Source organism: Roseimaritima sediminicola (assembly GCF_009618275.1).
Taxonomy (GTDB): domain Bacteria; phylum Planctomycetota; class Planctomycetia; order Pirellulales; family Pirellulaceae; genus Roseimaritima; species Roseimaritima sediminicola.
The window spans coordinates 1-13,593 of sequence record NZ_WIAD01000002.1; the positions used below are offsets into that span (position 1 = coordinate 1).

The following is a 13,593-nucleotide window of genomic DNA, read 5'->3' on the forward strand; positions in this document are numbered from 1 at the left end:
CCTGCTCCAAAGTAGCTTGGCGTCCCGGCCGAGCCCCTACCACCTCCTCGGCCAACACAGCCGAGCTACGATCCCTCCGCAACGGCCCACTCTCATGACACCCATGGTCTTCACGCGTACCGCTGGACTGCTTCTTCTCGGTCTCTGGACCACTGGGTCGGTGGCCGCAGCCGCTCCGGTGCAAGCGGCCGCCTCGGACCCGGCGGACGAGCGGCAGGGCCAGATGCGGCAGGGCGAGTTCACCGACAGCGAGATCTTTCCGGGCACGACGCGTACCTACCGCGTCTATGTCCCGGCCCAGTACGACGCCAGCCAGGAGGCGGCGTTGATGGTCTTTATGGACGGTCGCAACTACGCCAAAGCTTCGGGGCCGTTTCGTATTCCCCGGGTTTTCGATCAGCTGATCGCCGCGGGCCAGATGCCGGTCACGATCGCCGTCTTCGTCGATCCGGGAACGATTTCCGCCACCAAGGCCGGTGCGGCAAACCGCAGCAATCGTTCCTTCGAATACGACTCTTTGGGTGATCGCTACGCCCGTTTCCTTATCGACGAATTGCTGCCTGTGGCACTAGAGGGCCTGAACGTGTCGACCGATCCGGCCGAGCGGGCGGTCGGTGGCATCTCCTCCGGAGCCATCGCGGCGTTCACCGTCGCTTGGGAGCGTCCCGACCAGTTCGGCAAGGTGCTCAGCCACATCGGCAGCTACACGAATATCCGCGGCGGAGGGGCGTATCCCGGTTTGATCCGCCAAACTAAATCCCAACCCAAACCCATCAAAGTCTACCTGCAGGACGGACGCGACGACCTGGACAATCTGCACGGTCATTGGCCCTTGGGCAACGAAGACATGGCGGCCGCCCTGCAGTTCGCCGGGTACACGTACAAGTTGGAAATGACCGATGGCGGACACAGTGGCAAATGGGCGGGCGAACGTTTGCCTGCCGCGCTCCGGTGGCTGTGGTCCGACAGCGCGGAGTCCACGAATCGGACCGCCCAGCAAACCAAACCGGATTGGCAACCCCATCCCGATGCCCTGGTCAAATCAGACGTCCCTCAGGGTAAGGTTCACAAGATGCCGCCATGGCGGTCAAAGGTCCTGGCGAACACGGTTCGCGACTGGGCGATCTACGTCCCGGCCCAGTACGATCCGCAAACCCCCGCCGCATTGATGGTGTTTCAGGATGGGCAGTCCTTCCTGAATCCCAAAGGCCGCTGGCGGGTCCCCGTGGTGTTCGACAATCTGATTGCCAGCGGTGACATGCCCCCGACGATTGCGGTGTTCTTAAATCCAGGACACGACACCACCAAGCCGCGACGGCCCGGCGGAAAGCCCTCGGATCGCGGTTTGGAGTACGACAGTTTGGGCGATCGCTACGCCCGCTTCCTCGCTGAGGAAATCCTTCCGGAAGTCCGCCGGCAGTACAACCTTTCGGACGATCCCTCCCTGCACGCGATCGGTGGTTCCAGCTCTGGCGGGATCTGTTCATTCACCGTCGCCTGGGAACGTCCCGAGCTGTTTCGCAAAGTGTTCTCCAATGTCGGCAGCTTTGTGAATTTACGCGGTGGCGATGCCTATCCCGGCCTGGTCCGCAAAACGGAACCCAAACCACTGCGAGTTTACATGGCCGACACCAGCGGCGATCTGGACAACCCTTTCGGCCACTGGCCCATCGCCAACCGGCGCATGGCGGCCGCCCTCAACTACATGGGTTACGACGTCCGTTTCGACTGGGCCGAAGGCTACAGCCATAGCGCGGATTTCGCTGGCGAACGATTCCCCGAGGCCATGCGTTGGCTGTGGCGCAGCGAATCGCACCGGCGCGTCATCGATACGTCGGATGATTTGAAAGGCGACCTGACTCTGCTGGAGTTGCTGATTCCGGGTGAAGACTGGCAGGTCGTCGCCGATGACCTGGGCTTTGTCGATGCCCCCTGTGCGGATGAACAAGGCAATTTTTACTTTTGCGATATGCGTGCCCCGGCCGTGTATCGCCTCGACCCCGAAGGCAACCGACACCTCATCTGCGAAGAGGCGGTCAGCGGTTTGGAGTTCGGTCCCGACGGTCGCCTGTTTGCCTGTCAAGCTGGAAAGAAACGCGTCATCACGATCGATCCGGACAGCGGACAGGTCGAGGAAGTGGCCAGCGGGTTCGCGCCCAACGACCTCGCGATCGCATCGGACGGCAATCTTTACATCACCGAAACTCGGCAACAAAAGATCGTTCGGGTGAACCCCGACAGCGGTGCCGTGCTAGCCTTGCCGACCGAGATCGCGGGGCCCAATGGTATCGCCCTGTCGCCCGACGAAGGGACGCTGGCCGTATCGGACCACCGCGGTCCGCACGTCTGGATGTTTCGCGTGCAAGCCGACGGCAGTTTGGATGCGGCGATGCCTTCGATGAGTGTGCGTCTGCCCATCGATGCCGAGGGCGAGTTCCGGTTTAACCAGCCGCCCCCATATCTGACTCGCTCGCGAGGCGATGGCATGGCGGTCGACTCCCGCGGCCGCTACTACGTCACCACCGCCGTGGGCATTCAGATTTTTGACCCCACCGGGCGGCTCTGCGGCGTGTTGCCAGCGCCGCGCGGTGACCAGCCGTTGGTCAGCTGCGCCATCGGCGGCCCCGCCGGGCAATACCTGTACGTGGCCAACGGCAACGCCGTGCTCCGGCGGAAGTTGCAAGTCCGCTAGCGTTCTTTGTCGGCTCGCAGCACCGAGACGAAAGCTTTCTGCGGGATGGTCACGCTGCCGAACTGCTTCATCTTGGCCTTGCCCTTCTTTTGTTTCTCGAGCAGTTTCTTCTTTCGCGTAATATCGCCGCCGTACAATTTCGCCGTCACGTCTTTGCGGTACGGTTGAATCGTCGCCCGCGCGATGATCGTCCCGCCGATCGCACCCTGGATCGGGATTTTGAACTGGTGGCGAGGAATCGCTTCGGCCAGTTGCTCGCAGTAGTGCAGGGCCCGGGCGCGAGCCTTGTCCCGATGGACCAGGTAGGAAAGCGCGTCGACCGGTTCCTTGTTGACCAGGATGTCCACTTTGACGATGTCCGTGGACCGATACTCGATCGCGACGTAATCGAACGAACCATAGCCTCGCGTAATCATCTTCAGCTTGTCGTAGAAGTCGAACAGCACCTCGCCCAGCGGCATTTCGCTGGTCACTTCGACGCGACCGGCAGCCAGGTAGGCCATCGTCTGCGAGTCGGAGCGATGTTCGCGGCATAACTCCATCACCGGACCGACGTATTCCTCGGGGATCAGGATCGACGCCTTGATATAGGGTTCCGAAGCCGCTCGGATGTTCGTCGGATCGGGCCAATTGCTGGGGTTGTCGACTTCCACCGTGGTGCCGTCGTTCAATTCCAGGCGGTACAGCACCGAGGGCGCGCTGATGACCAGGCCGATATCGAACTCCCGTTCCAAGCGTTCCTGGATCACATCCAAGTGCAGCAGGCCCAGGAAGCCACAGCGAAAACCAAAGCCCAACGCCGCGGAACTGTCTTTCTCGAACGTCAACGCCGCGTCATTGATCGCCAGTTTTTCCAGGGCCTTGGTCAGGTCCTGGTACTCATCGGTGCTCATCGGATAGATCGACGAGAACACCACCGACTTGGCCGGTTGGTAGCCGGGAATGGGCTCGGCGGCCGGAGAATCGACCAACGTAATCGTGTCGCCGATCTCGATGTCCTGGACGCTCTTGACGCCGGCGACGATGTAGCCGACCTCGCCGGCGGTCAATTGGTCCCGTGGTACCGCCTTGAACTGGTTGTATCCCAGTTCGTCCACCTTGTACTGGCGGTCGGCGTGCATGAAGTGGATTTGATCGCGTGGCCGGAGCGTGCCCTGCATCACGCGGCACTGCAGGATCACGCCGCGATACTTGTCGAAGTGAGCGTCGAACACCAAGGCCTTCAGCGGAGCGTCTGCGTCACCGGTGGGGCTGGGCAGATGCTTGACGATGCCCTCCAAGACGTCTTCGATGCCCTGACCGGTTTTGGCGGATACTGGGATCGCCACGAATGGGTCCAGCCCGAGGTCCGCGTCGATCTCCTCGCGGACCCGATCCACGTCGGCCGCCGGCAGGTCGATTTTGTTGATGATCGGCAGCAGTTCCAGGTCGTACTCCAGCGCTAGGTAGAGGTTCGCCACGGTCTGCGCCTCAACGCCCTGGGTCGCGTCGACGACCATCAGGGCCCCCTCACAGGCCATCAGCGACCGCCGTACTTCGTGGGAGAAGTCCACGTGACCGGGTGTGTCGATCAAGTTCAGCTGATACTCTTTGCCATCAGCCGCCTGGTAATTCAGGGTGATCGTATTGCTTTTGATCGTGATCCCGCGTTCGCGTTCGATTTCCATCGAATCGAGCATTTGCTCGTGTAATTCGCGCTGCGAGATACCGCCGCAAGCCTGGATCAGACGATCGGCCAGGGTTGATTTCCCGTGGTCGATATGAGCGATGATGCAAAAATTTCGAATCTGTTTCATACGGGCTTTGCTGGTAAAAATAAGAACGCGGGACGCACGTCCGGGGCGGTTGCCTGCCTGGAATTCTAATGAAACCCCGGTCGATCCGACAGGGAATGACTATGTCGACAGAAAAGCCTTCCCAGATGCAACCGTTGCCCGCCCGCGCCAACACCCTGGTGATGTCCTACCTGAGCATTCGTCGAGCGATCGGCATGACCGGGATCATGCTGCCGATCATCCTGGGTCCGGTGGGCTGGCTGGTCTTTGACATCGACATCCAGGACAACCTGAGCAGTTATTACCACACCGAGTTGCGGGACGTGTTCGTCGGCAGCCTGTGCGCGATCGGGATCTTTCTGTTTTGCTATCGAGGCTACGACCGAATCGAGAACTGGACGGCCAATCTGGGCTGCCTGTCGGCTCTGGGCGTCGCCTTGTTCCCGCTGGATCCGGGCAGCGACCCGCTGCACCAACGCTCCTTGGTCGGTTACCTGCATTCGCTCAGCGGCGGAGTTTTCTTCTTGACCCTGGCCATGTACTCGCTGTTTCACTTCCCCAGTTCCAGCAGCCAGAAGCACGAGACCGCGCCGCACGAACCGGAACGCAACTTTATCTATCGTACCAGCGGCGTCGTGATCCTGTTAAGCATGGTCGCGATGGGAGGCTATCTGTTCCTGCTGCCGCCCGACTGGAAAACCCTGTTCAACCGTTACAATTTCTTGTTTTGGATGGAATGGTTGGCCGTTTGGGCGTTTGCCACTGCATGGCTGACCAAGGGACGCACCATTCTCGCGGATCTGGCCGTGGACGTGCTGGCGATCCCCAGCAACCTGCTGACCAAGCGTCCCCACAAAGATTGACCCGCGGGCCGCAACCGCGCATCAAAAAACGCCGATCCGTTGTCAACGAATCGGCGTATAGCGAATCGCGTGTCTAACGGATCACGCGAGTCGAAGCTAGTGCATCGGCCGTGGCACGGTGAAACTAACGACGGTTCTGGTCGCGGTCACGGTCACGGTCACGGTCCTGATCGCGGTCGCGCCGGTCCTGATCGCGGTCGCGCCGGTCCTGCTGTTGCTTCAGCGGAAACCGAGTGCGACTCTTCGGTCGTTCCAGCTGGACCGTTTCGTCATCCACGTTGACTTCCTGGGCGATCAAGGCCTCGCGGCCGTTGACGCGGCCCTGGCGAACCAACAAGCGCACCTCGGTGCCTTGCCCGATATCCAGATCATCGAACTTGGAGGCCGGTCCCATGTTCACCGTTTCCTGCTTGCCGCTTTGCGTTTCGACGCGAGCAACCAGGAACGGCTGGTCGAAGCCTCGGAAGCGAACCGTGCGGGTTTGCAACACGTCCGCTTTGACGCGTTTCATGCGGTTCTGCTTGGCTTGTCCGTCCTGAGGCGATTTCGGGCGAACCGTTTGTCCGTCGTGACGAACTTCCTTGGCCAGCAAGACCGTGCGGTCATTGATCCGGGCTTTGGTGCCGCGAACCCGCACGCGGTCGCCCTCGGAGAGGTCCAGTTTCGCCAGTTCCTCTTCGGTCCCCAAGCACACGACCAACCGCTTGTCGTCGTTGGTGTCGATCTTGGCCAGCTGATGACGCTGGTCCATACCCGCCAACTGCGCCTTCCGCATCGAATCGATTTCTCCGCTGATCGTCATCATCCGGGACCGTTCGGGTCGCATACGATCCGATCGATCGACCGAGGGCCGACGGCTCTCATGCGACGGACGATCCTGTTGACTGGAGGCGCGCGCAGAACGCTCCTGTCGCGACTTGCGATCTTGACTGCTCCGGCGAGCCTTTTCCAGATCGTAAACGTAGATCGTTTCGACTCCGTCGTAGACACCGTCGTTGTTGTAGTCGACCGCCATCGAGACCCAGCCGCGGGGGTCGATCTGGACGCCACGGTCCTGTGCCGAGCGATCGCCCCGGCGCTGGCGGTCCGAGGTCGATTGCCGATCGGAACGTTGACGGTCCTGCGAAGTCCGATCGCGTTGTTGCTGCCGATCGCTTTGTCGCTGCCGATCGCTGTCCTGCTGCCGATCGCTGTCTTGCTGCCGATCCTCGCGTCGATCGGTTCGCTCTTGGCGATCTTGGCGCATGTCGTTGGTGCGGCGGCCGTCTTGCTGGGCCGCGACTGGTGCGGTGCACACGGCGGTGGACAGCAGCAATGCGGTCAAGTTTCTGAGTTTCATCTGTATTCTCGCTTCTTCAAGAGGTCTTGCGAATTTCCTAAGTGACGATTCAGCGGCGGGGCCTAGAAGGCGTCGTACCAGCCATCGAACACGCCGTTGTCGTCGTACCAGTCGCTGGTGTAGTAGTTGTCGTAGTAGCCGTATCCGTAGTCGTAGTCGTCGAAGTCGTAGCCGTCATCGAGACCGTAGTTGTCGCCGTAGGCGTAGTCGTCGTCCCCGTAGTAGTCTTCTTGGTAGTCGTCGTTGTCGTAGTAATCGCTGTCGTAGTAGTCGTTGTCGTAGTAGTCGTTATCGTCGTCGTCGTATTCGTAATCGTCGTAGTCGAGGTCGTCGTAGTCGTCCTCGCCCTGGTAGTAGTCTTCGATCTCGGTGTCATTGCCATCGAACCAGTCACTCGGATCGTACCACTCGTCTTCGGCAACGTATCCGGCACCTGGCACATACTGCTGAGCGGTCGCCTGGGGAAGACTCAGCGGGACCAGAGCACACGCGGCGCTGGCGAGCCACCATTTCAAATTGATCTTCATGTTTTGTTCTCCGTGTTCAGGGAAAGCGTCTGGAACAATCTGTCCGGCTCGGCGAAACAAGCGTTTACATCCGAGCCTGCTGCGGGGAGTGCTAAGCACGCACCCTGTCGATGTCGCCAACAAAGCATCAAATGGCGCGCCAGGGTGGGACGAACCAGCCAGGAATCGCTAGAAAGCCGCAGCGGTGGCGAGGGGCTGTTCGCTGCCTGAACAGCCTGCGCGATTAGCGTGCGCACCTTGCGTTCGGATTTGCGTTGCCGACGCCGGAGGTCCGTTCGACGTGCGTCGCGTTCGCTAAACTTTGGTTCAGCATCCGATCATGCGGTGCTTCGAGTGGACAGAGTTGCTACGATCGTGGTGACCGCAAACACACACGCTTCCGACGTTTGCAATCCGTTCTCTCCCTCCCCCCAAGGCGACAATTATGAGAGTGTGTTTTCTGCTGCTCCTGATGGCCGTTTCGATCGGCTGCTCCGACCGCGACACCGCGGTTAGCACCGCAGAGCCCTCGGCACCCGCTTCCGATGCGACGGCACAAGATGTCTCGGCAACGGAGACAGATGACTCCGCGACGGAGGCCAGCACGATGCCGGGGGAAGCGGCGTTGGTCATCGATGTGCGCAGCCAGAACGAGTGGGACGATGGCCATGTGGCCCAGGCCGTGCATATTCCCCACACCGAGATCGCGGATCAGATCGACCAGCACACCACCGACAAGGATCGCAAGATCGTCGTCTACTGCGCCGCCGGCGTGCGTGCCCAGCGTGCCAAGGAGTCGCTCGAGGACCTGGGGTTCACCGATGTGGAGAACGCCGGCGGATTGGACGACGTCCGGCAAAGGTATGAAATGACCGAGTAATCGCGGCACCGCAAGCATGGCTATCGCCTACCGGAATTGAGCATGCCCTCGTCACGTACCCTGGTCCTGCTGGGCATCGGTCACACCAATGCGGAAGTCGTTCGCCGCTGGATCAAGCGGCCGATTGCCGATACGCGCTTGGTCTGTATCTCGAAATTTCCCTTTGCGACCTACTCGGGGATGTTGCCGGGCACGTTGTCGCGCCAGTTCGAGCCGACCGAAATGCAGATCGATCTGCGGGCCCTGACCAAACGTGCGGGAGCCGAACTCATTCTCGATGAGGTCACCGAACTGGATCCAGCAACGCGAACGCTGCATTTTGCCAAGCGCGACGCTCTGCCGTTCGACGTCTTGTCGGTGGGTGTGGGATCGATGCCGGCCGGTTGGCGCGATCACCGTTCGCCCGCGTTGGTCCCGATCAAACCGATGCAGACCTTCCCGTCACGCTTGGAGGAACGTCTCGGCGATGGCGCCGGGCCCAAGCGCTGTGTGATCGTCGGCGGCGGTGTCGCGGGGGTCGAGGTCGCGCTGTGTCTCGATGCGGGCCTAGCCAAACGGGGCCTCGCCGAACGGGGCCAGCCACAGTCCTATTCCATCACCATCCTGACCAGCGGACCGCAGATTGCCGACGGCATGACGAACCGCAGTCGCCGGAAGCTGCGTGAGATCCTCCGCGCTCGCGGCATCGAGGTGCGCACCGACTACCGCGTCAAAGAGGTCGACGAGCGGTCGGTCGGTAATGGCCAAGACGAACCGATCGCGGCCGACGTAATCATCTGGGCCACCGGCGCCGCAGCCCCACCGGTACTCGGTCGACTCGGGCTGGCTACTGACGAACGCGGCTTTCTCGCGCTCAATCCCCGGCTGCAAAGTACCGACGCGGAACCCATCTTCGCCGTCGGCGACTGCGGCACGATCCTCCAGCATCCGGCTCCCAAAGCCGGCGTATTCGCCGTTCGGCAGGCTCCCGTGTTGTGGCACAATCTGCGTGCGGCGCTCGGCGCAGAAACCGCTTACCAAACGTATCGTCCGCAGAGCGGGTTCATGAAGATCCTGAATACCGGCCACGGCAAGGCGTTGCTGGAATACAAAGGCCACAGCGCGCACGCCCGCTGGTGTTGGTGGCTGAAATGCTGGATCGATAAGCGCTTCGTCGCCAAGTATCAGTTTCGCGAATAGGAATGGTACGCGGCGAGCCTTGAGGGACTGGTGGCCCGATCCACTACGGGGTGTGGCCTGATCCACTACGGGGTTTTGCGGACCAGCGTCATGCCTTCGCGGCCGTGAAAGGTCAACAGCAGCGAGCCGTTGGCGGCGACCGCCTCGAGCACCGCTTCGAAGAACGGCTGTTCCCCCGGCCATGGAAAGGCGAAGAACAAATCAAAATCCGTCACCTCCAGATCCAGCTCGTCATAGGCGTTGCCGGTCTGGGTGACGACGTTCTCCAGCTCCGATTCCCAGTGCACCATGTCATCCAGCTCCGACGGCAGGAAGCTGCCGGCGACAAAGCGGGCCGGAATCGTCAGCTCCGCCGCCAGTTCGTCGGATTCCTGCACCAATGCCGAATCGATCTCGATGCCAACCGCTTCCAGGCCTCGCAGGGCTGCCAACATCGTGCCGGCGCCGATCCCGCTGCCCCATTCACAGAACCGGTTGCCGGCCAACAGATTCTCTTCCTGCAGCCAGCCCAGCGTTTTGTCCAGCAGTTCGAAATCGCAGGTCACAAACTGCTCGGTCACCGAAGCGTTGCGCAGCATCAAGGCTTCGATGCGTTCGAACGCGCGATCGATCAGGTGGGCGGCCGGATCGGAGAGCGTCCGCGAGCCGACGTGGTTGGGTACACAGATGGGCGCTAGGGCCACCGTCAACCTCAGGGAAGTGCGCGGATCAGTTGCCGATCGTCGCTCAATTCGAAAAGCGGCGGCTGCTGGACCTCGATCAATTCGTACACGCGCGGGACGGTCAGCGACGTTTTTCCATGGGTGTTCGCCTTGGCGACCAATTCTTCGAGGTTCGTCCAGCCTTCCGGAGCCAGATCGATCCCGATGGACTCGGGGTGATGACGCAGCACAAAGGCCAGGTATTTGCTGATTTTCGTTAAGCGTTTGTTCATAAGCGGCAGTGTAATCCAAGCCGCCTCGGGTCGCTGCGCCCGGTCTTAGCAAACCGCGCCCCATCGGTCAAACTATGTCACCATCCTTTCCTTCAGAGGTTCTTCGCATGACGATCCAGTGGTTTCCCGGTCACATGCACAAAGCGCGGCTCGAGATCGAGGCCGTGTTGCCGAAGGTGCACGTCGTCCTCGAAGTGCTCGACGCGCGGATCCCGTTTTCCAGCAGCAACCCCATGCTGGAAGAGCTGCGGAAAGCGAAACCGTGCTTGAAAGTGCTGGCCAAGAGCGACCTGGCGGATGAGGAGATGACGACGACCTGGAAACGGTTTCTGGAACAGTCCGAGAACACGCGGGCCACGGCCGTCTCCAGCGAAGACGTGCCCTCCATCCGGCGGCTGAAACCGCTGGCCGCCCAATTGGTTCCCGAGCGTCAGGGCCGCCCGGTAACGATCATGATCGCCGGAATCCCGAACGTGGGAAAATCGACTCTGATCAACTACCTGGCCGGTCGCAAGATTGCCCGAACCGGCAACACGCCCGCGATCACCAAGAGCCAACAAAAGGTCCCGATCGGCGACGGTTTCACGCTGCTGGACACGCCGGGGGTACTGTGGCCCAAAGTTGAGAACGTCAACAGCAGCTTTCGACTCGCGCTGCTGGGTTCGGTCAAAGAAACCGTGATGGACTACGCCGAAGTCGGCTTCTTCGCCGCGGGATACTTGTTGGAACATTACCCCGAACGCTTGCAGCGGCGCTACGACTTGGACGCTCTGCCGGACTCGGCTCTGGCGGCTCTGGAAGCGATCGGTCGTCGCCGCGGATGTTTGGGCAAGGGCAACCGCGTGGATCTGGACCGCGCGGGCCGCATCTTGGTGACCGAGCTTCGCAGCGGAGCTCTGGGGCGAGTGACGTTGGAAACTCCGGAATTGATGCAGCGCGAACAGCTGGAGACAGCCCGGCAAGCCGCCGACAAAGCGGCTTCGAAAGCGGAAACCAAAGCGGCCCGCAAAGAACGGTATCGAGAACGCAGTCGCGCGCGCCGCAAGGGGTCCTGAGCACGACGAGGAACCGTAAGGCCATACAAAAAACACCAAAAAAGCCCGTTCGACAACAGTTCGTGTGAACTCTCGTCGAACGGGCGTACTGCGACGGTTTTACCCGCGGGCGTGGGCGAATCGAACACGGTCGACGCTTTGGTCGCGGCTGGTTCTTAGTTGCTGGTCAGATCGAAGGGAATGTTATTCTCGCCGTCGACCACCGTCGCGGTCAGTCCAGACTGTCGCGGGTTGCGGTATTTCTTGGGGACCTCGAAGGTCAAGTCGGGTCCGCGTCCGGGAACGCTGGCCTCGGTCGACTGGATGCCTTTCTCTTCGGCCTCCTCATCCGAGATGTAATCGGCCATCTGGGCTTTGCGGATGCTGACCATGTACTCACCGGGCAGGGTGCCCGATTCGGGTGCCGCGACTTCTTCACCATCCGGAACGGCCGTCAGGCGATAGACCCCATTGGCGTCGGTCCGCCCCGTGGCGGACTGCCCCTGGCCGGCGGTCGTGGGCACGAACATGATTGTCGCCCCTTCGACGGGCGATCCGTCCAGGGTGACCTTTCCTTCGACGGGCACGGTATCCATTGTCGGTCGACCGGAACACCCCACCAGTCCCAGCACGCTCAACATCGCCACGGCCACAACCTGTCCAGTTCGTTTCATCGTGTCTTCCTACAGTTGTCAAAGTAAACAAAAAAAGCCCGCCGAACCCAGGTCATTAGAACCACGATTCGGTGGGCGATACAAGAACCCTTTTCGTTTGGAATCAGCCGTACAGCTTAAGGCAGCTGAGCGGTTTCACCACCTTGAACCGACCCCAAAGCTCCCCACAGGCCATACAGCGAGGGACCGCTGTAGTCCTGCGGACGGTTGGAGTCTGCCGGAGGCGTGGGTGAATCGAAGACGGTCAACGTCGGGTCGCCAGCGTCAATCGTCTCGCCGATGAAATGCACCGAGCCGTCGGCAAAGACCACGTTGACACCACCGGGGTGCGCACTGCCGGCGGTGATCAACGCCCAGGACTCAGCGCGATTACCACAGCTGGGACCATTGGGCGGCAACATCGGCTGCCAGGTCGTGTAGGGCGTTCGCGAGTCGGCCCAACGCCAACCTTTCTGCCAGCTGCCGGTTTCGACGTCGCCCACGAACTGGTTGTTCGGACCGACTTCGCCCAAGCACAACGCGGGGGCTTCACTGTTGCTCGCACCAACGTTCATGGCAAAACCGTCCTCGACCTTGCGGCTGCTACGGTTACCGATCCGTACACCCGAGATCATCATCGTGTTACTGGTTCCGTCGGTGATGCCGGCAAAGTTGCGGACCACTTTGTCGCCTCGTGCTCCCACGCCACGCGATTCGTGCCAAGCCCAGTCCAACCACTGGTCACCGCGGTTGATCTGGTAACTGATCCGGGAGATCGTGTTGGGCGGCGTGGTCGCCATCGGGTCCGAGGGACACAGCAGGGTTTCCGGCCCGCTCTGCATCAGCGTCGTATTGTGCCACGGTCGCTCGATTCCGATGTGGGTGTCGAACAACTGATCATACAGCGGTTGGCCTTCCATAAACGGCAGCAACAGCACCGCGTAACTCCACCGCTCACGCCCACTGCGGTAATCGCGGTACTGGGGATCTAAGAACAACGGATCATGCGTCGCCGCCGGAAACCGCTGGTAGGTGTCGTGAAAGTTGTGCATCGCCAACCCCAGCTGCTTCAGGTTGTTGCCGCACTGCATTCGCCGTGCGGCCTCCCGAGCCGCCTGGACGGCCGGCAGCAGTAGTCCGACCAGCACGCCAATGATGGCGATCACCACCAACAATTCAACGAGCGTGAACGCTTGTCGCGAAACGCGAAGATTTCTAGCTTTCAAAACTGCACCCTTGTAAACGATAGCTACGAAAAAAAGACACGCCCAGGGAAAACAAATCCCTGGCCGCTTCGTTAATGCTATGCGGACCCGGCTCAAAGAGACGCGAACTGGAACCGAAAAGCCCGCCGCTTGCCCGCCATCTTCAGCGCACCCGTTTCAGCCAAGAATTGACTAACAAGGACCGCCCCGGGTACAGCTTTCGACGACTTCACAGAAGATCATGCCCCCAAACAGAAGTACGGTAATGCAGCAGGCGATTGTAGGGAAATTTATGGCGAGATCAATACATTAAAGTGCGACAGCCCCGCACAGGCCACCCTTTAAAGGAAAATTCGCCACCGCCTTCCGGCCCTCGGGTTCCTTTGAGGCTCCGATAAAGGGGATTAGCGTTGAAGATCTAACGGCTGCGCTGCGTGACGGATTCGGGCCACTTCGGCCACCCGTGAAGGGGTGGTGTCCAGATACGGTACGGGCGTCTGCCTGGCAATCTGCGGTTGTTGCCGCCGCCTTGA

At 60.8% G+C, this 13,593-nt stretch carries 12 protein-coding genes; 5 read left to right on the forward strand and 7 right to left on the reverse strand.

Annotated elements, in window-relative coordinates; genetic code table 11:
* Window positions 1-103: 103 nt before the first annotated feature.
* Window positions 104-2,692: an alpha/beta hydrolase-fold protein gene (locus GE027_RS01680; protein WP_153555632.1), complete on the forward strand. Its 2,589-nt coding sequence runs from the start codon at window positions 104-106 to the stop codon at window positions 2,690-2,692.
* On the opposite strand, the gene lepA is transcribed toward GE027_RS01680, so the two are convergent.
* A complete protein-coding gene (lepA, locus tag GE027_RS01685) occupies window positions 2,689-4,488 on the reverse strand; it encodes a translation elongation factor 4 (protein ID WP_153555442.1) in 1,800 nt (599 codons plus the stop codon). The genes GE027_RS01680 and lepA overlap by 4 nt on opposite strands.
* A 101-nt stretch (window positions 4,489-4,589) precedes the next feature.
* Here lepA and GE027_RS01690 point away from each other — a divergent pair, with 101 nt between their 5' ends.
* Entirely contained in the window at window positions 4,590-5,330 is a 741-nt protein-coding gene (locus GE027_RS01690) for a DUF998 domain-containing protein (RefSeq protein WP_237607175.1), read from the forward strand.
* Between the two features lie 124 nt (window positions 5,331-5,454).
* Here the strand turns inward: GE027_RS01690 and GE027_RS01695 are convergent, their stop codons facing one another.
* Both GE027_RS01695 and GE027_RS01700 read right to left on the reverse strand, forming a co-directional pair.
* Window positions 5,455-6,669: a hypothetical protein gene (locus GE027_RS01695; protein WP_153555444.1), complete on the reverse strand. Its 1,215-nt coding sequence runs from the start codon at window positions 6,667-6,669 to the stop codon at window positions 5,455-5,457.
* Between the two features lie 62 nt (window positions 6,670-6,731).
* Window positions 6,732-7,196, reverse strand: a complete 465-nt coding sequence (locus GE027_RS01700) for a hypothetical protein (protein WP_153555445.1) — start codon at window positions 7,194-7,196, stop codon at window positions 6,732-6,734.
* Between the two features lie 424 nt (window positions 7,197-7,620).
* On the opposite strand from GE027_RS01700, the gene GE027_RS01705 reads away from it, so the two are divergent.
* Window positions 7,621-8,055 carry a rhodanese-like domain-containing protein gene (locus tag GE027_RS01705; RefSeq protein ID WP_202617301.1) on the forward strand — a complete coding sequence of 145 codons (435 nt, stop codon included), beginning with the start codon at window positions 7,621-7,623 and terminating at the stop codon, window positions 8,053-8,055.
* 42 nt (window positions 8,056-8,097) lie between these two features.
* Window positions 8,098-9,234: an FAD-dependent oxidoreductase gene (locus GE027_RS01710; protein ID WP_153555446.1), complete on the forward strand. Its 1,137-nt coding sequence runs from the start codon at window positions 8,098-8,100 to the stop codon at window positions 9,232-9,234.
* A gap of 65 nt (window positions 9,235-9,299) precedes the next feature.
* Here GE027_RS01710 and GE027_RS01715 read toward each other — a convergent pair whose 3' ends face one another.
* Both GE027_RS01715 and GE027_RS01720 read right to left on the reverse strand, forming a co-directional pair.
* Window positions 9,300-9,917: a class I SAM-dependent methyltransferase gene (locus GE027_RS01715; RefSeq protein ID WP_153555447.1), complete on the reverse strand. Its 618-nt coding sequence runs from the start codon at window positions 9,915-9,917 to the stop codon at window positions 9,300-9,302.
* Window positions 9,918-9,925: 8 nt separating this feature from the next.
* Window positions 9,926-10,168 (reverse strand): RNA 2'-phosphotransferase, encoded by a 243-nt coding sequence (locus GE027_RS01720; protein WP_153555448.1) that lies wholly within the window; start codon window positions 10,166-10,168, stop codon window positions 9,926-9,928.
* Window positions 10,169-10,275: 107 nt separating this feature from the next.
* Here GE027_RS01720 and ylqF point away from each other — a divergent pair, with 107 nt between their 5' ends.
* Complete coding sequence (gene ylqF, locus GE027_RS01725; protein WP_153555449.1) at window positions 10,276-11,223, forward strand: ribosome biogenesis GTPase YlqF; 948 nt, start codon at window positions 10,276-10,278, stop codon at window positions 11,221-11,223.
* Between the two features lie 155 nt (window positions 11,224-11,378).
* On the opposite strand, the gene GE027_RS01730 is transcribed toward ylqF, so the two are convergent.
* Together GE027_RS01730 and GE027_RS01735 are read right to left on the reverse strand one after the other, a co-directional pair.
* Complete coding sequence (locus tag GE027_RS01730) at window positions 11,379-11,876, reverse strand: carboxypeptidase-like regulatory domain-containing protein (protein ID WP_153555450.1); 498 nt, start codon at window positions 11,874-11,876, stop codon at window positions 11,379-11,381.
* Window positions 11,877-11,992: 116 nt separating this feature from the next.
* Window positions 11,993-13,081 (reverse strand): DUF1559 family PulG-like putative transporter, encoded by a 1,089-nt coding sequence (locus GE027_RS01735; protein WP_162006534.1) that lies wholly within the window; start codon window positions 13,079-13,081, stop codon window positions 11,993-11,995.
* Window positions 13,082-13,593 lie beyond the last annotated feature (512 nt).